Annotated in this window: 29 protein-coding genes; 9 read left to right on the top strand and 20 right to left on the bottom strand. The window is 31.0% G+C overall.

Going from position 1 to position 25,830, the window contains the following annotated elements; translation table 11 throughout:
* Window positions 1–2 precede the first annotated feature (2 nt).
* The 7 genes from A9601_RS11425 to A9601_RS11400 all read right to left on the bottom strand — a co-directional run bounded on the left by A9601_RS11425 (window position 3) and on the right by A9601_RS11400 (window position 4,451).
* Complete coding sequence (locus A9601_RS11425; protein WP_011817937.1) at window positions 3–1,319, bottom strand: 16S rRNA (cytosine(967)-C(5))-methyltransferase; 1,317 nt, start codon at window positions 1,317–1,319, stop codon at window positions 3–5.
* Between the two features lie 214 nt (window positions 1,320–1,533).
* Window positions 1,534–1,713 (bottom strand): hypothetical protein, encoded by a 180-nt coding sequence (locus A9601_RS11420; RefSeq protein WP_011817935.1) that lies wholly within the window; start codon window positions 1,711–1,713, stop codon window positions 1,534–1,536.
* Window positions 1,714–1,818: 105 nt separating this feature from the next.
* Window positions 1,819–3,309: a cryptochrome/photolyase family protein gene (locus A9601_RS11415; RefSeq protein WP_011817934.1), complete on the bottom strand. Its 1,491-nt coding sequence runs from the start codon at window positions 3,307–3,309 to the stop codon at window positions 1,819–1,821.
* The gene (locus A9601_RS18295; protein WP_071813220.1) at window positions 3,306–3,437 is read right to left on the bottom strand and encodes a DUF2256 domain-containing protein; all 132 of its coding nucleotides are present in this window, start codon (window positions 3,435–3,437) and stop codon (window positions 3,306–3,308) included. The genes A9601_RS11415 and A9601_RS18295 overlap by 4 nt, the downstream gene beginning before the upstream one ends.
* A gap of 3 nt (window positions 3,438–3,440) precedes the next feature.
* Window positions 3,441–3,677 (bottom strand): TIGR03643 family protein, encoded by a 237-nt coding sequence (locus A9601_RS11410; RefSeq protein ID WP_011817932.1) that lies wholly within the window; start codon window positions 3,675–3,677, stop codon window positions 3,441–3,443.
* 2 nt (window positions 3,678–3,679) lie between these two features.
* A complete protein-coding gene (locus tag A9601_RS11405) occupies window positions 3,680–4,072 on the bottom strand; it encodes a thiol-disulfide oxidoreductase DCC family protein (protein WP_011817931.1) in 393 nt (130 codons plus the stop codon).
* Window positions 4,073–4,247: 175 nt separating this feature from the next.
* Entirely contained in the window at window positions 4,248–4,451 is a 204-nt protein-coding gene (locus A9601_RS11400; RefSeq protein ID WP_011817930.1) for a hypothetical protein, read from the bottom strand.
* A 96-nt stretch (window positions 4,452–4,547) separates the two neighbouring features.
* On the opposite strand from A9601_RS11400, the gene trmH reads away from it, so the two are divergent.
* Window positions 4,548–5,219 (top strand): tRNA (guanosine(18)-2'-O)-methyltransferase TrmH, encoded by a 672-nt coding sequence (gene trmH / locus A9601_RS11395; RefSeq protein WP_011817929.1) that lies wholly within the window; start codon window positions 4,548–4,550, stop codon window positions 5,217–5,219.
* Window positions 5,220–5,221: 2 nt separating this feature from the next.
* On the opposite strand, the gene A9601_RS11390 is transcribed toward trmH, so the two are convergent.
* The 3 genes from A9601_RS11390 to A9601_RS11380 all read right to left on the bottom strand — a co-directional run bounded on the left by A9601_RS11390 (window position 5,222) and on the right by A9601_RS11380 (window position 9,507).
* Entirely contained in the window at window positions 5,222–5,977 is a 756-nt protein-coding gene (locus A9601_RS11390) for an ABC transporter permease (protein WP_011817928.1), read from the bottom strand.
* Between the two features lie 169 nt (window positions 5,978–6,146).
* A complete protein-coding gene (gene lepA / locus A9601_RS11385) occupies window positions 6,147–7,955 on the bottom strand; it encodes a translation elongation factor 4 (protein ID WP_011817927.1) in 1,809 nt (602 codons plus the stop codon).
* Window positions 7,956–8,010: 55 nt separating this feature from the next.
* Window positions 8,011–9,507: a malate:quinone oxidoreductase gene (locus tag A9601_RS11380; RefSeq protein ID WP_011817926.1), complete on the bottom strand. Its 1,497-nt coding sequence runs from the start codon at window positions 9,505–9,507 to the stop codon at window positions 8,011–8,013.
* A gap of 70 nt (window positions 9,508–9,577) precedes the next feature.
* Here A9601_RS11380 and A9601_RS11375 point away from each other — a divergent pair, with 70 nt between their 5' ends.
* The gene (locus A9601_RS11375; protein WP_002805305.1) at window positions 9,578–9,823 is read left to right on the top strand and encodes a NifU family protein; all 246 of its coding nucleotides are present in this window, start codon (window positions 9,578–9,580) and stop codon (window positions 9,821–9,823) included.
* A 22-nt stretch (window positions 9,824–9,845) separates the two neighbouring features.
* On the opposite strand, the gene A9601_RS11370 is transcribed toward A9601_RS11375, so the two are convergent.
* Window positions 9,846–10,103 (bottom strand): hypothetical protein, encoded by a 258-nt coding sequence (locus A9601_RS11370; RefSeq protein WP_011375974.1) that lies wholly within the window; start codon window positions 10,101–10,103, stop codon window positions 9,846–9,848.
* A gap of 256 nt (window positions 10,104–10,359) precedes the next feature.
* Between A9601_RS11370 and A9601_RS18290 the strand changes: the two genes are divergently transcribed.
* The 3 genes from A9601_RS18290 to A9601_RS11360 all read left to right on the top strand — a co-directional run bounded on the left by A9601_RS18290 (window position 10,360) and on the right by A9601_RS11360 (window position 12,617).
* A complete protein-coding gene (locus tag A9601_RS18290; protein WP_071813219.1) occupies window positions 10,360–10,533 on the top strand; it encodes a DUF4278 domain-containing protein in 174 nt (57 codons plus the stop codon).
* A 77-nt stretch (window positions 10,534–10,610) separates the two neighbouring features.
* The gene (locus tag A9601_RS11365; protein ID WP_011817925.1) at window positions 10,611–11,405 is read left to right on the top strand and encodes a methyltransferase domain-containing protein; all 795 of its coding nucleotides are present in this window, start codon (window positions 10,611–10,613) and stop codon (window positions 11,403–11,405) included.
* A 36-nt stretch (window positions 11,406–11,441) separates the two neighbouring features.
* Window positions 11,442–12,617: an aminotransferase class V-fold PLP-dependent enzyme gene (locus tag A9601_RS11360; RefSeq protein WP_011817924.1), complete on the top strand. Its 1,176-nt coding sequence runs from the start codon at window positions 11,442–11,444 to the stop codon at window positions 12,615–12,617.
* A 27-nt stretch (window positions 12,618–12,644) separates the two neighbouring features.
* Here the strand turns inward: A9601_RS11360 and A9601_RS11355 are convergent, their stop codons facing one another.
* From A9601_RS11355 to yidD, 4 genes are all read right to left on the bottom strand, one after another.
* Window positions 12,645–13,349, bottom strand: a complete 705-nt coding sequence (locus A9601_RS11355; protein WP_011817923.1) for an SDR family NAD(P)-dependent oxidoreductase — start codon at window positions 13,347–13,349, stop codon at window positions 12,645–12,647.
* Between the two features lie 81 nt (window positions 13,350–13,430).
* Window positions 13,431–14,966 (bottom strand): UDP-N-acetylmuramoyl-L-alanyl-D-glutamate--2,6-diaminopimelate ligase, encoded by a 1,536-nt coding sequence (locus A9601_RS11350; RefSeq protein WP_011817922.1) that lies wholly within the window; start codon window positions 14,964–14,966, stop codon window positions 13,431–13,433.
* Window positions 14,967–14,975: 9 nt separating this feature from the next.
* Window positions 14,976–15,278, bottom strand: coding sequence for a glutaredoxin family protein (locus A9601_RS11345; RefSeq protein ID WP_011375968.1), 303 nt, complete (start codon window positions 15,276–15,278; stop codon window positions 14,976–14,978).
* Between the two features lie 4 nt (window positions 15,279–15,282).
* Window positions 15,283–15,519 (bottom strand): membrane protein insertion efficiency factor YidD, encoded by a 237-nt coding sequence (gene yidD / locus A9601_RS11340; protein WP_041484516.1) that lies wholly within the window; start codon window positions 15,517–15,519, stop codon window positions 15,283–15,285.
* A 95-nt stretch (window positions 15,520–15,614) separates the two neighbouring features.
* Between yidD and rpsD the strand changes: the two genes are divergently transcribed.
* From rpsD to cysK, 4 genes are all read left to right on the top strand, one after another.
* Window positions 15,615–16,223 carry a 30S ribosomal protein S4 gene (gene rpsD / locus A9601_RS11335; protein WP_011817920.1) on the top strand — a complete coding sequence of 203 codons (609 nt, stop codon included), beginning with the start codon at window positions 15,615–15,617 and terminating at the stop codon, window positions 16,221–16,223.
* 76 nt (window positions 16,224–16,299) lie between these two features.
* Window positions 16,300–17,463 carry a trans-sulfuration enzyme family protein gene (locus A9601_RS11330; RefSeq protein WP_011817919.1) on the top strand — a complete coding sequence of 388 codons (1,164 nt, stop codon included), beginning with the start codon at window positions 16,300–16,302 and terminating at the stop codon, window positions 17,461–17,463.
* Between the two features lie 3 nt (window positions 17,464–17,466).
* A complete protein-coding gene (locus A9601_RS11325) occupies window positions 17,467–18,936 on the top strand; it encodes a PLP-dependent transferase (protein WP_011817918.1) in 1,470 nt (489 codons plus the stop codon).
* An 84-nt stretch (window positions 18,937–19,020) separates the two neighbouring features.
* Window positions 19,021–20,007, top strand: a complete 987-nt coding sequence (gene cysK / locus A9601_RS11320; protein ID WP_011817917.1) for a cysteine synthase A — start codon at window positions 19,021–19,023, stop codon at window positions 20,005–20,007.
* A 2-nt stretch (window positions 20,008–20,009) separates the two neighbouring features.
* On the opposite strand, the gene queA is transcribed toward cysK, so the two are convergent.
* From queA to lipB, 5 genes are all read right to left on the bottom strand, one after another.
* Complete coding sequence (gene queA / locus A9601_RS11315; protein ID WP_011817916.1) at window positions 20,010–21,134, bottom strand: tRNA preQ1(34) S-adenosylmethionine ribosyltransferase-isomerase QueA; 1,125 nt, start codon at window positions 21,132–21,134, stop codon at window positions 20,010–20,012.
* A 6-nt stretch (window positions 21,135–21,140) separates the two neighbouring features.
* The gene (locus A9601_RS11310) at window positions 21,141–22,508 is read right to left on the bottom strand and encodes a dihydrolipoamide acetyltransferase family protein (protein ID WP_011817915.1); all 1,368 of its coding nucleotides are present in this window, start codon (window positions 22,506–22,508) and stop codon (window positions 21,141–21,143) included.
* Between the two features lie 218 nt (window positions 22,509–22,726).
* Window positions 22,727–23,170 (bottom strand): YlqD family protein, encoded by a 444-nt coding sequence (locus A9601_RS11305; protein WP_011817914.1) that lies wholly within the window; start codon window positions 23,168–23,170, stop codon window positions 22,727–22,729.
* A gap of 38 nt (window positions 23,171–23,208) precedes the next feature.
* A complete protein-coding gene (locus tag A9601_RS11300; protein ID WP_011817913.1) occupies window positions 23,209–25,152 on the bottom strand; it encodes an AMP-binding protein in 1,944 nt (647 codons plus the stop codon).
* Window positions 25,153–25,179: 27 nt separating this feature from the next.
* Entirely contained in the window at window positions 25,180–25,830 is a 651-nt protein-coding gene (gene lipB, locus A9601_RS11295; protein ID WP_011817912.1) for a lipoyl(octanoyl) transferase LipB, read from the bottom strand.

The raw sequence follows: 25,830 nt of genomic DNA, 5'->3' as shown, positions 1-25,830 counted from the left end.
TTTTAAGATTTATAAGAAATTATTGCAGAATAAAATCCATCACCAGGATAATCCAAGCTAGGTAAAATTTGCTTTTGGCTAACCAATTTTAAAGTTTTGTTTTTTTCAATAAATCGTTCAATTAATAGATTATTTTCATCGGGACAAATAGTACAAGTTGAATAAACTAAAGTGCCATCTTTTTTCAAAAGAGGTAAAATACTCTCCAAAAGTTTTCCCTGTAATAAAGTTAAAGATTTTATTTTTTCTTTACTTAAAGACCATCTAGAATCTGGATTCCTGGAAAGAGTTCCAATGCCTGAACATGGAGCATCTAATAAAATCTTATCAAAATAAGAAATAAACTTAGGATTTAATTCAATCAACCTCGTAGCATCAGCCTTAAGGGTATTAACAGATTTCAAATTTAACCTTTCTAAATTTGATTGCAGTATTTTTAATCTTTTTGCTGATCTATCTACGGCAATTATTTCAGCACTATCATTTGTTAATTCTGCAAGGTGGGTAGACTTACTTCCTGGAGCTGCACAAGCATCTAAAATCTTTTCACCTTCTTTTGGATTTAAGAGAGGTGCTATCCATTGAGAAGATCTATCTTGAATTGTCCAAAGCCCATCACTATATCCTGGTAAATTTTTTATAGATCTTGGATTAGATTTTAAAGTAATTCCATTATTTAAATCATTAATAATTTCAGCATCAATTTTATTTTCATGAAGTACTTTCAAAAAGTTATCTAAATTAGTTTTTAATTGGTTAATTCTCAAATCAATTGATGGTTTTTTATTAAATGCCCTAATGATATTTTCACCCTCACTATTACCGACCCATTTATAAAGATCCTTCACAAGCCATAATGGGAATGATTCAAGATATGAAATTCTTTCTTTTCTATCAGATGATAATTCCGGAAATATTTTTTGTTCTAATTTTCTTGATGCATTTCTCAATATCGCATTTACAGTTCCCGCTAAACCATTTAAATCTGTTTTTTTAGCTACTTCTACAGTCGTAGTAATAGCAGCAGGAAATGGAATTTTATCCATTTTCAATAGTTGATATAAACCTATATGTAGAAGCCATCTTAACTTTGGAGGCTGCTTTTTATGAGTAATTTTTGATGTATGATCCGTCCAAAGATCAAGAAATTTTCTATACCTTATGCATCCAAAAGATAATTCCGTAATAAAAGCTATATCAAGAGGATTAAATTGATAATTTTTTAAAACCTTTTCAAGAGCATGATCAGAAAAATCACCCGAACTAACTTTTAATAAAATTTCCCAAGCTGCCTTTCTTTGTAAATATCCTATGCTCAAAATGTAATTAATTTTTTAAAGATAACTTTAATATACAAAAAATTCAAAAATTTAAACTACTTTTTCAATTGCAGAATTAAACCAAATAAAACCTAAGATAGAAATAAGTGAAAGATTAAATCCTAAAAAAAGAAAGATATTTAAAGAATGGATTCTTTCCCGAAAAAATATTTTTTTCTCTTTTTGAGACTTCATTATTAAAATAAAAACTTATTCAGGATTTCAAACGGCAACCAATATTGATACATCCTGCATCAAGCATTCTGCCTAATTTAATTGCTACGGATTCCTCCAACCTAGTGAAATTAGATTGATGGGTAGTTATCCAATCTAATTCAGAAAAAGTAATAATTCCAGTCGAATTACTTTTTAAAAAAAGTGTTCCAATTTCCATTAGATAAATCTAATTTTTTCTAAGTTAACATCCGTACTTAATATTTATTCATAACATAATATTCTTTTAATTTTTCAAAGACAACTGTAGATTATTACTCTTAATTTATTGAATATCTCTTAAAAATTTATCGGCCTTTTTTAAGTGATTATTTAATTTTTCCGCTGACATTTTATCGAGATTTCTCGTTAACATTGCCAGACGATATTGCTTTCTAAAAAAGCTTTCATTATCTTTAATAAATTTCCAAAATAAGCCATCCCATATTTCGCACCATAGACCACTTTTAAAATTAGACATTTTTTTTACATAATTAGAGCTTGATATATATGGCTTTGTTGAAAAGATACCACCATCACTAAACTGACTCATTCCGTAAACATTTGGGACCATAACCCAATCATAGGAATCAATAAACATTTCCATAAACCATTTATAAACTTGGTTGGGGTGAATTCTACATAGAAGCATAAAGTTGCCAACAATCATTAGCCGCTCAATATGATGACAATAACCAAATTTAATAATATTTTTTATAACAACGTCTACTGGTTCAATTCCTGTATTTCCTTGATAAAAAGATTTTGGAATTGGCTTATCTTCAAAATTCCAAAAATTACTATTTCGCATCTTTGTTCCGTACTTTTTATAGACGAGGCAAATAAATTCTCTCCATCCAATAATTTGACGAATAAAACCCTCTAAAGAGTTAATAGGAACATTATTATTTTTTGCAAAAAGTAATGCTTTATTTACTACTACATCTGGGGTTAATAAGCCGCTATTTAAAAGAGGAGAAAGTAAACTGTGCCATAAAAAAGAATTTTCTTTAGAAATAGCATCCTCATAATCTCCAAATAAGAAAAATTTATGTTTAAAAAAATCATTTAACCATTCATCTGCCTCTTCAAAATTAGTTGGATATAAAAAGTTATTACTTTCTCCAATAAACTCAATATCAAAATTAGCTAATGACCTTTCTGCATTAACTACAAATTTATTTTTTTGTAATTTTGGTGTGTCGGGTATATTTATTTTTTTTGGTAATTTTTTTCTGTTCATTTCATCAAAACTCCATTTACCACCTTCAGGTGTATCATCAGAATTAACTAATATCTTTTGGCTCTTTCTTTGATTCTCATAAAATCTCCCCATAAGAGGTTTTTTTGCATTTGATACAAATAAATTTTTTAAATCTTCACTGCTCATAAACATAGGAGAAGGCAAAATATTTAAAGTTAAATTATTACTTTCAACAAAATTATTAATCCTCTTCATTATTAAAAAATCATGAGGGTCAATGAGATTTATTTTCTGATATTTATTTTTAATAAATTCCGATAAGTAATCAACTGTAGAAACATTATTCTTGTTTTCGATATACAAAACTTTAAAGCCAGATATTTCTAAATAATTTTTATAAGCGAGCATAGATGCTCTATGAAAAACTAACTTATTTTTATGGTTAATTAATTTATGAAATTTATCATTTCCAAAAAATAATGAGTCTTCCAAAATCAAAACTTCACAATTTATTTTTAAGATTGGGCTTTCTCTAAAAAGTTGATTCGGGAAAATAATTGATACTTGTTTCATCTTTGCGACTTCCTGTTACTGCATCTTTTTGAACAGTAGATAACTTCATCCCAACAGTTTTTCCATTTTTTACGCCACTCAAATGGCCTATTGCAAACAGGACAAGTTTTAGTAGAAAGATTTTTCAAAATTTATAATTTTCTTTTATGAGTAGATTTAAATCTAGTTGAATCTTTAAGGGCCATATGTTTTGTATTTCTCCCTGAAACTCTCTTTCTCCAGACTTTGAAAGATTTGGGTTTAAGATTTCGCCGCATAATTTTTATCGCATCTTCCTCTTTTAAACCAAATTGATACTCGATAGCTTCAAAGGGTGTTCTATCTTCCCAACACATTTCTATTATTCTGTCTATGTCGATACTTTCCATATTTATTGTTCACATTGTGAGGTACAAAGTTTTTCAATATCGGATCTACCTGTAATTTGAAGTCTATATTTTGCCCAATATCTGTAAACCAATCTCAATAATGGAGATAAGAGCTTAATCTTCAAAGGATAATAAACCCAACCTAAACCAACTAATTCATAAGAATATGCAAGTACATCTAGTCCCTTAATAGTTTCACCATTTTCAATAATCCCATGCAGGTTTGACATGGCTTCTGAATATGAGATGTCATTAAAAAGTCTTTGATCATAATCCTTACTATTAATATCTATAAATACAATTTTATTTAAGGTATCTCTTTTTTTAAGAAAATTTGTTTCTCTCAAACAAAGTGGACAACCACCATCGAATAAAAATGTTAATTTATTTTTCATATTTTTATTCAAATATAGAAATTAAATAACTTTTTTGTGGAATAAAAATTTTTTTTTAGACTACAAACTTTATAAAGCCTTAATAATTGCCAGTTCTAATTAAGTGAAATTATATTATCTTATTAATTAATAAGCCATTGATTAAGGGATACATCAATGGTTTAAAACTTTATGATCAGTCATCTAGAAGATGAACTCCTTCTCCTACGTCAGGAGTAAATTTACAATATTTTTCAAAAATAAGTCCAACACCTCTCATTTTTTCTCCTAATTCATCGTTAAATTTATTCCATTCTTCCGATTCACGATCAGGTAAATCCCACCCTTGTTTTTCTACCATACTTGTTATTACTGTATAGTCCCATTCTATGTATGCCATTGAGTTAATTTAAACTACCAAAATATTATAAACCAAGAGATTTAATAGGTAATCAATATTTTTTGAATATACTTTAAAAGTGTGAAAAAATTATAAATGTCAATTTTGCCAAGAAGATTTGAACGAATCAAAAGTGTTTTAGATTGCAGAATGAAAAACTTGACTGTTTTAGTTGAGGATGTCAATAAACCACATAATTTATCTGCGATATTAAGGACATGTGATGCAGCAGGAGTTTTCGAAGCAAATTTTATTAGCAAAACGAATGCCGTTAAGACTTTTAATAGTACTGCGCAAGGAAGTCAAAAATGGGTAAAACTGAATAATCATGAAAACACTATCACAGCAATATCTGATTTAAAGAATAAGGGTTTTAAATTATATGGAACGACTCTTAATAGTGAATCAGTAGATTATAGAAATTTTGATTATTCTCAAAATACATGTTTTGTTCTAGGAGCAGAAAAATGGGGACTAAGTAATGAACTTATATCAATGGTTGATCAATCAATTTTTATACCTATGAGAGGTATGGTTCAATCTCTGAATGTTTCAGTTGCTGCTTCTATATTATTATTTGAAGCTGTTCGCCAAAGAAAAAATAAAGGTATATTGCCCGCTAATGGAGAAGGGTTAAATATGGATGAATATCAAAAAACACTTTTTGAATGGTGTTACCCAGAATTAGCTGAGGTGTATAAAAAATCAGCTATAGAATATCCAAAGTTGAATGATCAAGGAGAACTTGATCCTATTACAGATAACTAAATTTATACAGAATTTTGACTATCAAAAATTTCTTCAAGGTCCTCTCCTATAAAAGAAAGACCTAAAACTAAAAAAAACATTGCCAAACCTGGGAACAAAGCCGTCCACCATATACCTGTAGGTAAAGCGGCAAGAGCCAGATTTAAATCACTTCCCCACTCTGGGACATCTGCAGGAACGCCAAGGCCTAAAAATCCTAAACTTCCTAATACCAAAACTGCATCTGCAGCATTTAGGGTAAGCAGAATAGGCAATGGTGTTATTACATTTGGAAGAATATATTTAAAAATAATTTTTTTAACATCAGCTCCTGCAACTTGAGCGGCCTCCACATAAGTTTCGGATTTAACCAATATTGTCTGATTTCTGATTAATCTAAAATATTGAGGAGAGTAAACAATACACAATGCCAAAGCAGCGTTAAGGATACCCTTACCCAATACAAAAGCCACAACAACTGAAAGCAAAATTACAGGTATTGAAAAAATGGTATCCATTATTAGTGATAAGCATTTATCAAAAAAACCACCAAAATATCCACTTAATAATCCCAATGGCAAACCCAAAATTAATGAAAAAAGAATAGCTAAGAATACAACTTCTATCGCTAATGATGATCCTTGCAAAGTTCTTAAGCAAACATCTCTTCCTAATCTATCTGTACCACAAAAATGATTAAGAGAAGGAGGGGCAAAGATATCATTGCTTAACGTTGAAAATGAATAGCCAAAAAAATTATTGGCCTCTAAAAATTTCATTATTAAAACAACAAGAAGATAAAAAAGTACAATTAAAAACCCAGCTTTTCTGATATTTGCGCCGACACGATTAAATGAGTTAATATTCAAAATCTTTTTTTACAGATATAAATGAAATATACCCAATTCTTTTAAAAATAAATAGCTGTAAATTTTAAATTAAAAGATATTACTGGTTTAATTTCAAGACTGCCATAAAAGCTTCTTGAGGGACTTCAACTTTACCCATTGCCTTCATCCTCTTTTTACCTTTGGCTTGTTTCTTTAAAAGTTTCTTTTTCCTAGAAATATCCCCTCCATAACATTTAGATAAAACATCTTTTCGTAAAGCACTTATGCTTTCACTTGCAATAATCCTGCTACCTATTGATGCTTGAATAGGTATTTTAAATTGTTGTTTTGGAATAAGTTCTTTTAATTTCTCAACTAAACTTCTGCCAATTCCATAAGCCTTATCTTTATGAACAATAGAAGTTAATGGATCGGCTCTTTCTGAATTTATTAGAACATCTAATCTAACAAGGTCATTTTTTCTATAGCCAATCAAATGATATTCCATTGATGCATAACCTTGGGTTCTACTTTTCATTTGATCAAAGAAATCTGTAACAACTTCTGCTAATGGAATTTCATAAATCAAGGTAACTCGATCTGTTGTTATGTATTTCATATCTATAAATACACCCCTTCTTTCCTGACATAAACCCATTAATGTTCCATTAAATTCATTGGGAGCATAAATTTCCATTTTCACATAAGGCTCTTCTATTGATTCCCTAAGTTGTGGATCAGGAATTGTAGAAGGATTATCAATAAAGATATGTTCCTGCTGATTTAAATTAACTTTATAAATAACTGATGGTGCCGTTACGATTAAATCCAAGTCATATTCTCTTTCTAATCTTTCTTGAACAATCTCCATATGAAGAAGTCCTAGGAATCCGCACCTAAATCCGAAGCCCATTGCGCTACTGGTTTCGGGCTCATATTTTAAAGCTGCATCAGATAATTGTAATTTTTCGAGTGATACTCTTAAATCTGGGAATTGATCAGCATCTGTCGGGAATAAGCCACAAAAAACCATAGGATTTGCTGTCTTATATCCAGGCAAAGGATCATTGGCAGGTGAATTTAAAAGAGTAATCGTATCTCCCACTCTCGCATCAGCAACTGATTTTATAGAAGCAGCTAAATAACCAACTTCTCCTGCATGTAATTCATCAACTTGCTGCTGATCAGGCGCCATTATTCCTATTTCATCTAGTTCATAATTTTTCTTACTTGCCATTAATAATATTTTTTCTCTCTTATTTAAAGACCCAGATATCACTCTGAAATAAACAATAACTCCCCTGTACGGATCATAATAAGAATCGAAAATGAGTGCCTTTGTAGGTAGTTTAATTTCATCTTGAGGAGGAGGTACTCTTCTTACGATTGCTTCCAAAATATCTTTAATACCAACTCCAGTTTTTGCTGAACAATTTATTGCATTAGATGTATCAAGTCCAATAATTTCCTCTATTTCTTGTTTTATTTTTTCAGCATCAGCACCTGGCAAATCAACTTTATTTAAGACCGGAATAATTTCAAGATTATTTTCTAAGGCAAGATAAACATTAGCTAAGGTTTGAGCTTCTACTCCTTGACTTGCATCAACAACGAGTAAAGCGCCTTCACAAGCTTGAAGAGATCTACTAACCTCATAAGAGAAATCAACATGCCCTGGAGTATCTATTAAGTTCAAAACATATTCTTGGGAATCGTCAGCTTTATATTTCATCCTAGCGGCCTGTAACTTGATAGTAATTCCTCTCTCTCTTTCAAGATCCATACTGTCCAAAAATTGTTCTTGCATATCCCTTTGCTGCACAGTACCAGTATCTTGAAGCAACCTATCTGCAAGGGTAGATTTACCATGGTCAATATGAGCGATTATGCAGAAATTTCTAATTTTTGAAACCGATATATCAGTCATATAGAAAGAAAAATTCTCCTCTTATTACATCTTGATTAATACTAGCTAATTAGAATTATGGATGGAAACCAAAAATGGAATTATTTCTTTTTTTAATTTCTTTTATGAAGGTACTGTAATTTTCAGAGACTGATAGTTCTGGATAAATTAAGTCATTTATTTTTTTCTGAAGATTATGCTTATCGTTTAAAAATAAAACAGATTTTTCTAAAACCTCAACCATAATTGAAACCGCAGTACTTGCTCCCGGAGAGGCTCCCAACAAAGCAGATAATGATCCATCAGAAGAATTTACAATCTCAGTTCCAAATTTCAAAGAACCGCCACCTTCAGTTTTTTTAATTATTTGGACTCTTTGACCAGCATTCTTTAAATACCAATCAGAAGGATTAGCTGATGGCATCATATTCTTTAAATTCTCAACTCTTGAGTTATGGTTCTTTAATGATTGTGATATTAGGTAATTAATTAAATCGTTGTTCTTGAAACCAACGTCTAACATAGAAAAAATATTATTCTTTTTAATTGAACTAAATAAGTCAAAGTATGAACTTTGTTTTAGAAATTTCGTTGTAAATCCAGCAAAAGGTCCATATAAAAGAAGTTTTTTATTATCAATCCATCTGGTGTCTAAATGAGGCACAGACATTGGTGGCGATCCAATATCAGCTTTACCATAAACTTTTGAGTTATGTTTTTCTGTTAGATCTTTTTTCTCGCAAATAAGCCATTTCCCACTAACAGGAAATCCACCATAACTTTTTGCTTCTGGAATTTTTGATTTTTGTAAATAATTAATTGTTTTTCCACCAGCACCAAGAAACACGTAGCCAGATCTAATTGAAGTTTTTCTACCTTCAGAACTGATTTCTAGTTCCCATTGTTTTTTATCAATTTTCTTTAAATCTACTAATTCTGTTTTGTATCTAATTTCAACATTTTTGTTTAAGGAAACTAATGACAAATACTCTTTAGTTAAAGCCTCAAAATTAATATCAGTTCCTCTATCTATTCTGGTAGCGGCAATTTGAGTAGATGGATTTCTATCTTTTGTTATTAGAGGAGCCCATGATGAAATTTCATCAAAAGATGTAGAAAATTCCATATCGATAAATTCAGGATTTTCGGTCATTTTCTGAAATCTTTTTTTTAAAAAAGAAATATTATCCTGACCAGAAACAAAGCTAATATGAGGAATAAATTTTAGAAACTTCTTAATATCAATTTTTCCAGCTTCATACAATGAGGCCCATAAAGACATGGATGTTTCAAAAGAACGATTTATTGAGAGCGCTTTATCTATTATTAGATTTCCTTTTTCATCTAAAGGGGTATAGTTTAATTCGCAATTAGCGGCATGTCCTGTACCTGCATTATTAAAAGCGCCAGTACTTTCACTTCCTGGAGCATTTAATTTTTCTAAAATAAGAAATTTTATATCTGGTAAAACTTCTGAAATTAGGAGGGCTAAAGTACTACTCATTATCCCTGCTCCTACTAAGACTGCATCAAAGTAGCTATTGTCATTAGTGGGATTTTTAGATGAAGTCACAACAGAAAATTATCTTTTTTGCAATTAATCAGATTTCTTTCTAGGCTTATTATAAAGTTAATCCAAAATTATGAGTACTGAAACACTCTCGCTGACAAACGAAAATGTAGAAAAAGTCCTTGACGAGCTAAGACCTTTTTTAATTTCTGATGGAGGTAATGTAGAGATTGCAGAAATAGATGGTCCAATTGTCAAAGTCAGACTTCAAGGAGCATGTGGTAGTTGCCCAAGTAGCACTATGACTCTCAAAATGGGTATTGAAAGAAAGTTAAAAGAAATGATTCCTGAAATAAGCGAAGTTGTCCAAGTTTTATAAAAATTTTTAACTGAAATATATATTATTTAGTTTTTAATTCCTTCAACAAAGATGATTCCATATCAAGGCAATCAATTGGAAGTCCTTGACCAATAGCGATTAAAAGGGGTGCAAGAATTCCTAAAGTAAAAACTAAATTTGATTGACTTACATCATATTTACTCAAAGTAAAAGTTATCAAATAAATAATTGAAAAATAAGCATGTAGTGAAAAAAATTCTTTTGGCTTTAACACTGGCCACCTTAAAGTATTTCCCAAGAAATATAAAAAACCTGTCATAAATAAATAGTTACATGAAGATTAAACCAAATATAAACATAAACCTTTTTAGAGACTATTTATAAAAAAATTTACCTAAGATAATAATTAAAAAAACATTAAATCTTCGTTTCTATTTGTAAAAGCTAGACACGCAGTCAAAAATACGCTTATAATTATTTGGTAGCATTTGCTACTTTTTCGTTCACCCTCATTTGGAGGGCGCAGTTCGAGTCATACCATGGAACGGGGGATGGCCGTGTTGTCACATCGAAACATGACTACTTTAACTTACAGAGGTAAAAACTACGTTCAAAACAAAGAAGCTGCTAAAAAGCAACTTGTTGAACTTACCTACAGAAGAAACGTATACACCAACAGAATGGATGACGCTTCTTCAAGTAATGAAAAAGCAGAATTAAATTACAGAGGTGTTAATTACACTAAATAATTTAATTAAACAAATTAAAAGCCCCTTTTTCAGGGGCTTTTTTTTTGGCTATATTTATCAAGAGTACTTTAAAAAATATGTCTGAAAGTTGCTGTAATACAAACACATCGAATAAAGCACCTAATCAATTCGATCATAAAGATGCGATTCAAGAAAGATATGGCTCAGCCGCACAAGAAAAAGAAAGTTGTCTTTGTACACCAGTTGGGTTTGATCCCGTTTTACTAGAAGTAATTCCTCAAGAGGTGATAGAAAGAGACTATGGGTGTGGTGATCCAACAAAATATGTTCAAAAAAATGATATAGTCTTAGATCTTGGAAGTGGTAGCGGCAAAAATGCTTTCATTTGTGCCCAAATTGTTGGGAAAGAAGGGAAAGTTATTGGAGTTGATCAGAATCCTGACATGCTTTCTTTATCAAGATCAGCATCTAAAGAAGTTACAAAAAATATAGGTTTCAACAATACAGAATTTCTAGAAGGTTCGATTGAAAAACTTGATGAATTAGATAAAGATTTAAATCCATTAATCGCAGATAAATCAGTTGATATTATTTTAAGTAATTGCGTTTTAAACTTGGTAAGTCCAGAATCTAGAAATAACCTTCTAAATAACATAAAAAGAGTTTTAAACGATAATGGAAGAATTGCAATTAGCGATATCGTCTCTAACAAAAAAGTTCCTTTAAGATTGCAAAATGATCATGATTTATGGACAGGATGTATTAGTGGAGCATGGTATGAGCCAGAGTTTATAAGTGATTTTAAAGAACTAGGATTTAAAAATTTAAAATTTGTAGAAAGGAGTGCTGAACCTTGGAAAGTAATAGAGGATATTGAATTTAGAACAGTAACTTTAGTGGGCAATATTTAAAAAAATTCAAGAGTTGAAAATATAATATAAATTTCTATGAGAAATAATCTAAGAGATCAAATACCCGCATTAAAAAATAAGTATTATTTCAACTATGGCGGTCAAGGACCATTACCAAAATCTTCTCTAGAAGCAATAGTTAAAACTTGGGAGATTATCCAAGATTTAGGACCATTTACCAATGATATGTGGCCTTTTATTTACAAAGAAATATTGACCACAAAAAGAATCATTGCGCAAAAATTAGGTGTCAATTCAAAGAATGTAGCTTTTACCGAAAATATCTCTTCCGGTATGATTTTGCCCTTTTGGGGAATAAAAGTAAAAGAGGGAGAAGAGTTGTTAATAAGTGACTGTGAACATCCTGGAGTAGTGGCTGCAAGTCGAGAATTTTGCAGAAGAAATAAATTAATATTCAAAATTTTGCCAATCCAAAAAATTAAAAATCTAAACGACGAAAATATAATTTTAGAGATTTTGAAAAATCTAAATAGTAAGACTAAGATCCTAATTATTTCTCATATCTTATGGAACTTTGGATATAAAATTCCTTTAAAAGAAATTTCTATCGAATTAAAAAATAATCGAGAAAACTCTTATTTACTTGTTGATGGTGCTCAAACCTTTGGGCATATAAATATTGAAAAAGAAGTTTTTTATTCTGATTTATATTCAATAACTTCTCACAAATGGGCATGTGGACCAGAAGGACTTGGAGCCATTTATGTCTCAGATAGATTTATTCGTGAAACAGATCCAACAATAATTGGTTGGAAATCATTAAAAAAAGAACAAGGCATTTATGAGCCTTCAGATAATCTTTTTCATGATGATGCAAGGAAATTTGAAATAGCTACCTCTTGTATTCCTTTACTTGCTGGGCTACGGAATTCTTTAGATCTTTTGGATAAAGACTGCCATGAAAAAGAAAAAAACAAAAATATCAAAAAATTAAGTGGAAAACTTTGGGATGAATTAAATCAATCAAAGGGTGTTGAATTAGTTTTAGAAAAAAAATATTTAAATGGGATTGTTAGTTTTAATATCGAAAATATTAAAGATAAGGATAAATATGTAAAGAAACTTGGAGAAAAGAAAATTTGGATTAGAGTTTTAGAAGATCCAAAATGGTTTAGAGCATGCGTACATCAAATGACTACAGAAGCTGAGATTGATTTACTTGCTAGAGAAATAAAAAAAATATTGACTTAAAGATCTATTGATACAAAAAAATTTAGTTTACCAAGGTATCTCCGAGTTGTCCCATGCAATAAATTTTCCTGTAGATTCTGGTGATTGATTTTTAATAATATTGATCAAGAATTGGGAGGATTTTTCTTTACTAAATAATTTATGTTCTGGAACAAATTTATGAAAAGGTCTAGATAAATCAGTATCTACTGTTCCTGGATGAAGCAATGTGATAGCAGCCTTTGGGAAACGTCTAGCCCATTCAATACTTAAAGATTTAAAAAACTGATTTTGCGCAGATTTTGCAGCTCTATATGAATACCAACCTCCAGTTTGATTATCTCCAATGCTACCAACTCTTGCACTTATACTTGCAAAATTAAAATCAAAATCTTTTGGTATAAATTCTTCAATCGCTTTAGCTAATAAAATAGGAGAAAAGGCATTTATTGAAAAACTTTCAATCATATTTTTTTTATCAAGATGTTGTAATCTTTTTTCTGGTTGAAGAGAATCACTATGAAGTCTACCCGTAGCATTAACAACTAGCCTTAATTTTGAAGGATGATTTGATATTTTATTTTTCAACTGCAAAAGGGATTGAGAATCCTCTATATCTAATTCCCAAAAAGGGTTAAATTCACTTTTTCTTCCACACAAAACAACATCTAAATCTTTTTCACTTTCATTCAGATCTTTAGCTAGTTGTGTTCCAATTCCACCTGCGCCTACAACTAAGGCTAAGCCTTTCATTTTATTAAAAATAACTACATTGATTCTAAGAAACTTTTCTTGTGATTTGCGTAAAAATCTTTCTTATTTAATTAGTAAATTTTATTGAGATTTATTTTTTTCTTTTAATAATTTATAAGCTATTTTTCTATCATCAAAATTAATAACTTTATCATTGAGAATTTGGTAGTCTTCATGTCCTTTGCCTGCAATTAAAACAATATCTTTTTTATTGGCAAATTGAATAGATTCATTTATTGCTTTAAATCTATCAATTTCAATTATTATTTTTTCTCTTTTTTTTATACCCATCAAAATATCATTTACTATCTTTTGGGGTTCTTCTGTTCTTGGATTATCTGAGGTTATAAAAAGTTGATCAGACAACTCTTCAGCTATTGATCCCATCAAAGGCCTTTTACTACGATCACGATCTCCGCCACAGCCAAAAACAGTTATTAGTTTCCCTTCACAAAGTTTTTTAATTGATTGCAAAACTTTTTTTAATCCATCAGGAGTGTGGGCATAATCAACAATTACTGTTGGAAGAGATCTTGAAACGTCATTATCATCAATTTGTATTTTCTCCATTCTCCCAGGAGCACCAGGGAAAGATTGTATTATCTTTGATAAATCTTTTAAAGAAAAATTCAGTTTATACAAAATTGTTATTGCTTGAATCGTATTCATTAAATTAAATTCACCAACAAGTGGAACAAAAAGTTGAATTTTTTCCCTAGGGGTATGAAAAATACAAGTGGAACCACTTTCAGTAAATTTTTTATCTGTTACGAAAAAAAAATCATCATTTTCAAATTCACTTTCAGTAATCTTTGTAGAGACTAATAAAGATCTTTTTTTAAGATCAGATGATAATTTAGATATCCAATGGTCATCATGATTTAATACACAAATCCCATCTTTTTCTTTTAAGTAAGGTGGGAAAAATAATTTTCTTTTTGTTTGAAAATATGATTCCATATCTGGGTGATAATCAAGATGATCTTGAGTTAAATTAGTAAAAATAGCCGCCTCAAATTCGCATCCTGATATCCTGTTTTGAGCAATAGAATGAGAACTTACCTCTAATATCGCGAATTCAGATTCTGCCTCAAGAGCAGCATTTAATTTATTTTGAAGTTTATCAGCGAAATCAGTTGTATGAGAAGCTACTTCAGAGAAACCGGGCCATCTATTGAATAAAGTCCCAAACAATGCAGTTTTTTTTCCTAATTTTTTTAAAAGATATTCCAATAAAAAAGTAATCGTCGTTTTTCCATTTGTACCAGTAACACCAATAAGTTTAAGTTTTCTTGAAGGCCTATTCCAAAACTCAGCGACTATTTGACCAAAAATATAATCTAAATTATCCTCTATAACCAAAATCCTTTTTCGATCAATAGATCCAATTTTCTGTTTTGCAGCAGGGCCAATAATGGCGGCCTCTGCGCCATTTTCAATTGCCTCAATACAAAATTTTCCTCCATCAACATTTAAACCAGGCATTCCTAAAAATAAAGTTCCTTTTTGTACTTCTTTAGAGTTAAAAGAAATATTATTGATTTCTTGATCGATAAGATTTGATGAAGGAATAATTCCTACCAAATCTAAAAGTTTATGTAATTTTATAGATCTCATATAAAAAAATTATTTCTCCAGAATGGTACTAATATTTTTTTGAAACCAATTCTTTAATTGATCATCTTTTAATCTTGGAGAAATGCGAGGCAATTCTATAATCTCCTCGGACCTAATTCTTTCAACAGCAATAACAGGTACTTCATAATCATATTTTTTATATTTATCTTTATATAAATCGACCCTATCAATATCAATTTCTTTAAGCTCCTCTAGATTAGGGAATAACTCATTAAGATTTATTTTTGCCAGTTTGTTTTTTAATGAATCACAAAGGCAACATCCCTGCCTAACAAAAATAAATATTTTCATTCATTTAGTCAGGCACAGGGTCACATCCACAGGGAGTTAAAGGATGACATCTACTTAATCTTTTTAAAGTTAACCACCCTCCCTTCCAAGGACCATGTCTAGTAATTGCCTCATATCCATAAGAGCTGCAACTTGGAATAAATCTGCATCTTGGTCCAAAAAAAGGAGAAAACCACTTTTGATAAAACGAAATCATAAAAAGAAGTATAGAAGTAATTGATTTATTAATAGTTTTCAACACTTTAATGATGTAAAATAATATTTCCAGTAGTAATTAGTTTAATTGAATTTAATCAATTATCCAATTTATTGCAATTTTCTATTTAATTTAAAATTATGTCAAGATACCGCGGCCCCAGATTAAGGGTTACGCGTCGCTTGGGAGAACTACCAGGTCTCACCAGGAAAGCTTCAAAGAAGTCTAATCCTCCAGGTCAGCACGGCCAAGCCCGTCGCAAGCGATCAGAATATGCAATTCGTCTAGAAGAAAAGCAGAAACTTAGGTTTAATTATGGAGTTTCTGAAAAACAACTAGTACGTTATGTGAAAAAAGCTAGAGCTCAAGAAGGATCTACAGGTACTAACCTACTAAGACTTTTAGAAAACAGACTTGATAATGTTTGTTTTAGATTGGGTTTTGGAGGTACCATTCCAGGCTCAAGACAATTAGTAAATCATGGCCATGTAACCGTTAATGGAAAGGTTCTTGATATTGCTGGTTATCAATGCAAATCAGGCGATGTAATCGGAATTAAAGAAAACAAAGCAAGCAAAAAACTTGTAGAAGGTAATATAGAATTCCCTGGCTTAGCAAATGTCCCACCTCATCTTGATTTAGACAAGCCTAAATTAACGGGAAAAATAAATGGGAAATGCGATAGAGAGTGGGTGGCTCTTGAAATAAACGAACTACTAGTTGTTGAATATTATTCAAGAAAAGTTTAATACTACTTTTCTTTGGATTATTAAATCTCTCATTTTTTAAAAGAGAGATTTAATTTAATTCTTATTTTTAAAAATAATGGGAAATAAGGAAAATAATATAAAAAAGCCAGGTTTTAAGACCTTATCTATTCACCATGGGGAAACATTTGCTGAAGAAACTGGATGCGTTATGCCTCCTATTTTTTCTACATCTACTTTCAAACATGGAAATAAAGATAATTTCGACTACACCAGATCAGGCAATCCAAACTTTAAAATTCTAGAAAACATCCTTAAATCAATAGAAGATTCTAAATACTGTACAGTTTTTGGATCTGGAATTAGCGCGGTAACTGCAATTTCATCAACACTGAAATCAGGTGACAAGATACTCTGCGAGTCAAATCTCTATGGTTGTACAGTGAGGATGTTCGAAAAAGTTTTCAAGAAATTTGGACTAGAAATTTTATACACAGATTTTACAAACGAAAATAATGTCAAAAAGATTTCAAACTTCGAGCCAACCTTGATATGGCTAGAAAGTCCAACTAATCCACTTTTAAAGGTACTCGATATTAAGGCGATTTGTGATGAAGCGAATAAACTAGAAATACCAGTAGTTGTAGACAACACATTTTCTACAGCGCTTATTCAAAAACCATTGGACCTTGGTGCAACACTATCGGTTGTAAGCACCACAAAATTCATTAATGGACATAGTGACGCACTTGGCGGAGCAGTACTTACAAATAATGAAGAATGGAATAGTAAGATGCTTTTCTCTCAAAAAGCTCTCGGGCTTCAACCATCTCCTTTTGATAGTTGGCTCATTACGAGAGGAGTAAAAACTCTTCCTTTAAGAATCGAACAACAAACTAAAAGTGCAGAATTTATTTCTGAAGAATTAGGTAATCATAAAATTATTAGTAAATTAATTTACCCTTTTAATCAAGAACATCCGCAATTTAATTTAGCAAAATCGCAAATGAAATCTGGAGGTTCAATGATCAGCCTAAAATTAAATTTAAATAAAGAGGATACTTTTAAATTTTGCAAATCTCTCAAATATTTCTCTCTAGCAGAAAGTCTTGGAGGAGTTGAAAGTTTAATTTGTCACCCTGCAACGATGACTCATGCTTCTGTTGATGACAAAACAAAAAATCTACTAGGGATAGATGATGCTCTTGTCAGATTATCAATTGGATGTGAAGATACAAACGATTTAATCTCGGACATTTTATTTGCTTTAAATAAATTCTAAAAATTGAGAGATTTACTTAAAAAACCTATATGGAAAAATTTAGAGTTGGGATATGCAATTCCTGATAGTATTCATGCTGTTTCTGTAGCATTACCAACTTGGAATGATGTAATAAATTACGAGGAAAAAGATCAAGAATGCATGAATTTATTGAAGTCCATTTACCCACGATTCGGGCTAAACCCCATAGTGAAAAGATTATGCGAAAAAGTAAAAAAACAAAATTACTACAACAATAAAAGTATCTGGCCATATCCGAATGAAAGAATAGCTTTTAAAGCTAAAAAATACATTGATAGAAATACTTCTGAACAATTCTCGTTAATAGAAAAAAGAAATAATTTAGCTTTCTTAATAACTGAAAAAGAAGGAAGTATTTATGCAAAATATTTTTGGCAACATACTGGTCTTGGTCTATCTTCAAGAGCTGCCGCTATAGAACTAGGTCTTGAAGATTGCCCTCCAAAATCTTACGTAAATGAATGTTCTCAAAGAATAAAAAATAGAATTTCTAAATCTACAAAAATTGACTCTAATGATATTCACTTAACTTCATCTGGAATGTCTGCATTGCATACATCATTAGAAATCATATATAAATTATTTCCAGCTAAACCAACACTCCAAGTTGGTTTTCCATATGTAGATGTACTTAAATTACCAATGAAAATCTTTCACGGAGCAAAGTTAATTACAGAAGAAAATTGCGCGGATATTGAATTAGAAATCAAAAGAATAAATCCATCAGCATTAATTATTGAACTTCCAAGTAATCCAATGCTCAAATGTGTAAACATTAAAAAAATTTCAAAAATTGCAAAAAAGCTAAATATTCCCTTAATTGTTGACGATACAATTGGTTCTAATTTAAATATAAATTCCATAGAACATGCAGATATAGTTTTTACTTCACTTACAAAAATTTTTTCAGGTAGTGGTGATATTCTTGCCGGATCATTAATACTAAATCCAAAAAGCAAATGGATTGATCAGTTAAGAAATGCATTGAACGAGATTAATATTCCAATACTTTCCGATGGAGATATAGTTTATCTTGAGAAAGTTAGTAGAGATGTAAAACAAAGAGTTTTTGAACAAAATAAAGCATGTTTAGAATTAAAAAAAAGATTAGAGACTCATAGCGAGATTAAAAATATTTTCCATCCTGAAAATTGTCCAAATTTTAATTCTTTACTTACTTCTAATGGGGGATACGGCTGCTTATTATCGTTTGAATTAAATGGAGGATTGAACAAAGCTAAAAAATTTTATGATTCTCTAAAAGTATCTAAAGGACCTAGTTTAGGTACAAAATTTACTCTAGTTTGTCCTTATGTTTTACTAGCTCATTATGACGAGTTGGATTGGGCTGAAAGTTTTGGTATACCCTCGCACCTTATTAGAGTATCAGTTGGATTAGAAGACCAAGATCAATTATGGAAAACCTTTTCTGAAGCACTAAATAATTTCTAAATTCCTAGTATTTACCGTATAGAAACTTATATACTCTTTTTCTGAATAATAGTTAGTATTAATATATATTTTCTCAATATATAAATGGCAAAAATTTATGAGGACAACAGTTTTGCTATTGGAAACACTCCATTAGTAAAATTAAAATCAGTTACTAAAAACGCGAAAGCTACAGTACTTGCAAAAATTGAAGGTAGAAACCCCGCTTATAGTGTCAAATGTAGGATCGGCGCAAACATGATCTGGGATGCCGAGAAAAGCGGGAAACTTACAAAAGACAAAACTATTGTTGAGCCAACTTCTGGAAATACAGGAATTGCTCTAGCTTTTACTGCTTCAGCAAGAGGCTATAAGCTGATCCTTACAATGCCAGAATCCATGTCAATTGAAAGAAGAAGGGTTATGGCAGTGTTGGGTGCTGAAATTGTTTTAACAGAGGCATCTAAAGGTATGCCTGGAGCAATAGCTAAGGCTAAAGAAATTGCAGAAAGTAATCCTTCTCAATATTTCATGCCAGGTCAATTTGATAATCCAGCAAACCCTGAAATTCATTTCAAAACTACTGGACCAGAAATCTGGGATGATTGCGATGGTGAAATTGATGTTTTAGTTGCAGGTGTTGGAACTGGCGGCACAATTACAGGAGTTTCAAGATACATTAAGCAAGAGAAGGGAAAGAATATTACTTCTGTCGCTGTAGAACCATCACATAGTCCTGTTATTACACAGACGATGAATGGTGAAGAGGTTAAATCTGGACCTCATAAAATTCAAGGAATTGGAGCAGGATTTATTCCTAAGAACCTTGACTTATCAATTGTTGATAAGGTTGAACAAGTAACAAATGAAGAGTCAATCGAGATGGCTCTTAGATTAGCAAAAGAAGAAGGTCTATTAGTGGGAATATCTTGTGGAGCTGCTGCTGCTGCTGCTGTTAGATTAGCTGAACAAGATGAATATGCTGGGAAGACAATTGTAGTTGTTCTTCCTGATTTGGCAGAGAGGTATTTATCATCAATTATGTTTACTGAAGTTCCAAGCGGAATCATTCAAGAACCAGTCAAAGCCTAAATCTATTTTTTCTCCAGTAGTGAATCTGGTGAAATATACATCGCATCGCCATAAGAGAAGAATCTAAATTTTTCTTTTATGGCTTTCTTATACAATTCTAATAATCTTTCTCTACCAATCATTGCACTTACTAAAAGTAATAATGAACTTTTAGGGAGATGAAAATTAGTTAATAATCCATCAACTACCTTAAATTTATAACCTGGCTTAATTACTAAATTTACATATTTAGCTATTGGAATAAAGTCATTTATTTCGTGAGAATAACAACTTTCAAGAGCTCTTACGCTAGTTGTGCCAATAGCAATTATTTTTCTATCTGTTTTCTTTATTCTTTTTATTTCATTCACTACTTCCTTATTAACACTTACCCATTCTTTATGAAGTTTTAAGTTACTTAAATCTTCTTGATCAATTGGTTTGAATGTTCCATAACCCACGTGCAAAGTTATCGGTAAGATTATTACTCCTTTTTTTTTTAGATTGGAAATAAGACTTTTGCTTAAGTGTAAACCAGCTGTTGGTGCAGCAACTGCCCCAGGATTAGTTGCATACTCAGTTTGATAACTTTTCTCATGAAAAGAATCTTCTTCGGAATTTTTTATATAAGGAGGGAGAGGAATTTCCCCGTATTTATCGAGAAGTTCATTCATTGAATTGAGACAAGTAATATTTTCCGGAAATTTAATAAATCTCCCTCCAGTTTCTTCATCAACTCCATCAACAATCAAATTAATCTCTTGTTCTAAAGGAGATTTTAATTTTAATTTTCTATTTATTTTTAACTTTTTCGCTGGCTTTGCCAAACATAACCAAACACATTCATGGGATCTTTCTAAAACTAATAATTCGACTAATTTCTTATTTTCTAATTCAACTTTTAACCTAGCTTTCATAACTTTAGTATTATTTACAACTACAAGATCCCCTTCTCTAAATTCATCTAAAAGATTATTGGTAAATTTATTAGTTAAGCAGTCTTCTTCTAAAAAACTATTTCTCACTATCATCAATCTTGATGCATGCCTAATTGCAGAAGGTTTACTAGCAATTAATGATGGATCAAGTAAATAATCATAAGCTTCAAGCTTATAATCTCTTTCTTCATTATTAATTTGAGAAATCAATTAAATTTAGGAGACAAGAGTCTCTGGCTCATCTTGAATTAGGGAAGCCAAGTCTTTTAAGAATGAAGCTCCATCAGCTCCATAGATCACTCTATGATCAGCCGTTAGATTTACTTGCATTATTTTTTTAACAGATATTGAACCATCACTATTAGCAACAACGGTTGGTTTCGATGATGCTATGGCTAAAATAGCACCGGTACCTGGAGGAAGAATTGCGTCAAATCTATCAACTCCAAACATCCCAAGGTTAGATAAAGTGAAGGTTCCCGTTGAGTATTCATCGGGTTCTAATTGTTTTGATCTTGATCTTTTTACGAGATCTTTCCATTCCCTAGACAATTCAAATAAATCAGTATTGCATGGTTCTTTTAAAACTGGAGTTATTAGTCCACCATCTTCCATCGCTACAGCAACAGCAATATTTATATTTTCTGGATAAGAAATTCCATTTTCTGAAAAACTTGAGTTAACTTGAGGGTGTTTCTTTAGTGTCTTAGCAACTGCTTTAACTAGTAAAGCAGTCATAGTCACTCCATTCTGTTTTACTTTTTTATAAAAATTATCTAATTTATCTGTGTTGATGGAGTAACCCACTCTAAAACATGGCACATCTAAACTAGATTCCATATTTTTATTTACCGCTTTTTGAAGAGTATTAAATTGAACTGTTTCTCCGGGATTACCAAAACTATTTCCTGAAGCTTCTGGTTTACTTTCAACCCCCAAATTTACACCAGGGATACTTGCAGGAGAACCACCTTCGCCTATCCATGGTATAGAGACTGGTTGGCCATTAGCTTTTAAAATATCATCGGCTTGAATCCTTCCATGAGGTCCTGATCCATGAACCTTTGCTAAATCAACACCCATTTGAGAGGCAAGTTTTTTAGCTCTTGGAGATGCAATCACCCTCGAAGAAACATTACTCGTAGCAGCATTTATTTGATCACTATTAGAAGATGGGGCTGCCTTTTCACTCATTAATACAACTTCTTTTTCTTGTTTTTCAACAATTTCAGTTTGAACCAAAGGTTTTTCTTCAGTTTTATTGCTTACCAATTCAAGTTGATCCGAACTAGAAACTTCGGGTTGATTTCCTTTATTTTGTTCTTGAACAGAAGCTATCTCATCCTCATTTTCTACAATTAAACCGATAGTCTCTCCTACTGGTGCAGTGCTGCCAGCAGGCATTAAAACAGCTGCAAGGTATCCATCTTGAAAAGATTCAACATCCATATCTGCCTTGTCAGATTCAACAACCAAGACAGATTCACCTCTTGCAACTTTATCTCCTGGATTTTTCAACCATTCCACAATCTTGCCCTCCGTCATGGTAGAACTCAAGGCAGGCATGAATATTTCGTGAGACATAAGAAAATTGTTATTGCATAAGTTTCAAGGGATTTCTAACAAACTTCCTAAAGTTTTTATGATTAAGAACCCTTTAAACTCTTGTTTTAATTATACGAAATCATGTTCACAGTGGGAACTCTTAAAACTTAAGAAAGTAATAATTTAGATCGATTAGAATTTAAAACTTTTCGAAATTAAGATTTACTTACGTTTATCAAAAATACTAAATCTTCTCTTTAATTATTATCTATAGATTGAATAACTCCATCTTTAACCGTAATCGAGACTTGCATTTTTTGAATAAGATTGTCTCCCACAGTGACATCACAGAAACTATCCACTTGCCCTTGATCAACAATTTCGTCCATTTTTAATTCGCGAACTTGACTCTGTTGTTGAAGTAGATTTCTTTTTTGTTCTTCAATTTCATTTCGTTTTGCTGCGACTTGTTGTTGCACCTGACTAACCTGTTCTTGAACCCTTGGATCAAGAGGATTAACCGATTGGGATCTAATATTATTTACTATTTGCTGCCCCTCCTGCTCAAGTTGCGATAATTGCTGATCAATGTTTGAAATTGCCTTACTTAATTCTTTTTCAGCATCTTCCTTCCAAGTTGGTGTAACTACAGCTTTAATAGCTATTGAGCGCTTTATAGATATTGAGTTTTTTGTTTCCATAAAAAATTAAATTACCTTTTTAATATAGATATAACAAATCAAATTTTCTTACTAAATTTGTTTTCATACATATTTTCTATTTGTAATGAATACTTTTTTTCTATTTCTTTTCTTTTTTGTTTAAGAGTTTGTGTTAACAACCCATTTTCTAAAGTAAAGGCATCAACAAAATAACAATCTAATATTTGTTCTTCTGATCTTGCTCCTAATCTACTTTTAAGCAAATTATTAATTTGTGATTTAAAAAATGTACCAATATTCTTATTCAGGTTTAATTTTGAAATGTCTTCCTCCAAAAACTTGCTTTTAACCAATTCGACATTAGGAACTACAAGGGCTGTTAAACATTTCTTATCTTGTCCTACTAGTTGAATCTGATTAATAAATTCAGAACTAAGGATTTCAGTCTCTAAGGGATTCGGTTCTATATTTTCACCACTTGATAGCACTATTGTATCCTTGGCTCTTCCTGTTATAAAGAGAGAACCATTTGGTATTAGAAAACCTAAATCACCAGTATCAAACCAACCATCCTTGGATAAAACTTCATTTGTAGCTATTTCATTATTAAGATAACCTTTCATTACTTGCGGCCCCCTAACAAGAATTTTCCCGACTTCTCTGAACTTCAGAATATTTTTTTTATCATCATTCACTATTTTGATTTCAGTAAATGCTAGAGGCTGACCAGATGATCCTCTAACATTTAATTCTCTTCTTCTACAAGTTAATACTGGACTAGTTTCTGTGAGTCCATATCCCACCAAAACATCTACTCCTAAAGATTCAAAAAAAAGATCCACATGTTCTGGCAATGCACCTCCGCCGTTAATGGGAAATTTTAGTTTTTCTCCGCATAGTTGTCTAAGAATATTCGGCCATAAAAAAATTGTCGACAATTTATGTAAAGGATATCTGCTAATCACAGAACCCAGTAAGGGGATTTTTGATTTAAAAGTTATTTTATTGATATCAAAATTTCTTATCTTTCTTAAACTTCTTTTAAAAACTGAACTATTACTTATCAAAAACTTAATAAGTTTTTGCTTCTTGGAAGGCATTTTTTTCAACGCCTGAAAAAAACCATCATGTATTGCCTCCCAAAGTCTTGGTACAGTAGCCATTACAACAGGTTTTATTTGTGTAATATCATCTTTCAGAAATTTTGGAATTGTATAGTACTGAGAACAACCACATGAAAAAAAGAAGTATTCAGCACTCCTCTCATAAGAATGCCAGATAGGTAATACGCTTAATACACAGGTCCCTGGTTCTGGATCAGCGATATAGGCTAAATTGATTATTTGATGTAAAAAATTTGCATGTGTCAAGGGAACACCTTTAGGTTTACCTGTTGTCCCAGAAGTGTAAAGTATAGTAGCTACGTCATCAATTTCTGGATTAAATTTTTCAAGATTATTATTTTGCGAATTTTCTTTTTCTACTGAACTTATAAATTTACTCCAACTTATTAAACTTTCAAATTGTTCATCTTCTAAATTGATTATAAATTTAAGTCTTTTTTTTAATTCTTCTTTGTTGTTTAACTTTAGCCAAATCTCCTTAGACTGAACTATTAGACCTACTGAATTAGAATGCTTAATAATATAGTCTAATTCTACTGAAGGAGAATTAATACCTCTCACTGCATTTATAGCTCCCAAACGCATTAAGCCTTGATCTACTGCTAGCCATCTTGGAGAATTTTCAGATATTACAGTAACTACATCCCCCTTTTTTAAACCATATTTTTCGAAAGAAAAAGAGACTTTTGTTATTAAATCAGCCAGCTCAGAATAAGAAAATTTTTCTTTGTATTTTCCTCTTAAATCGCAAACAGCTAAAGTATCACCACATTTAAATTTTAATTCTTCCCAAATTTGATCTATATGATCAAGGTTCTTAATAAAATCTCTTTTTTTGGCAAATTTATCTTTTTTGGAAAGAGGCTTGGCTGAAGGCCAGTATGCTAAATCACCCATATTAAATTGATTTTGAAATTTTAATTTCTATTGTGATATAAAATCAAAATTAAATTCTTCCTGAATTATTTTTTTAACAATTCTCTTGACTTCTTGAATATTTAAATTTTTATTGTAATCAATCATATTTGCCATAAGACAATTTTCTATTCCGCAAGGAACAATCTTATTAAAGTTTTCTAATTCGCAGTCAATATTGATTGAAAATCCATTTATCGTAATCCATCTTTTACAACCAATTCCAATTGATGCGATTTTCTTATTTCCTATCCAAACACCAGTAAACCCTTCTCTAGAATGACAATTTATATTAAAAGCTCCAAGGATTTTTATAATAATTTCTTCAATTTTTCTTAAGTACCAATTTAAATCTTTATTAAAATTTTTCAAATCTAAAACCAAATACGTTACTAATTGTCCTGGCATATGACAAGTTACCTCACCACCTCTATCAATCTTAAAAACATCATATTTAGCATCATTCAGAGAAAATAGTAAATTATCATAATTAGATCCTCTCCCCAATGTATAACAGAGTTGATGCTCCCCTATCCAAATAAAATCAGGGTTAGAGTTATCTAAAATCAATGCGTCTTGATATTCTTTTTGTAATTTATAAACATCATTAAAAAAAGAAATATTATCAGGTTGTTTAATTATTGCTGTTCTATTATCCAT

Source organism: Prochlorococcus marinus str. AS9601, from assembly GCF_000015645.1.
In the GTDB taxonomy this organism is placed as follows: Bacteria; Cyanobacteriota; Cyanobacteriia; order PCC-6307; family Cyanobiaceae; genus Prochlorococcus_A; species Prochlorococcus_A marinus_O.
The sequence above is the reverse complement of the archived record's forward strand: the minus strand, read 5'-3'. Positions and strand labels throughout refer to the sequence as shown.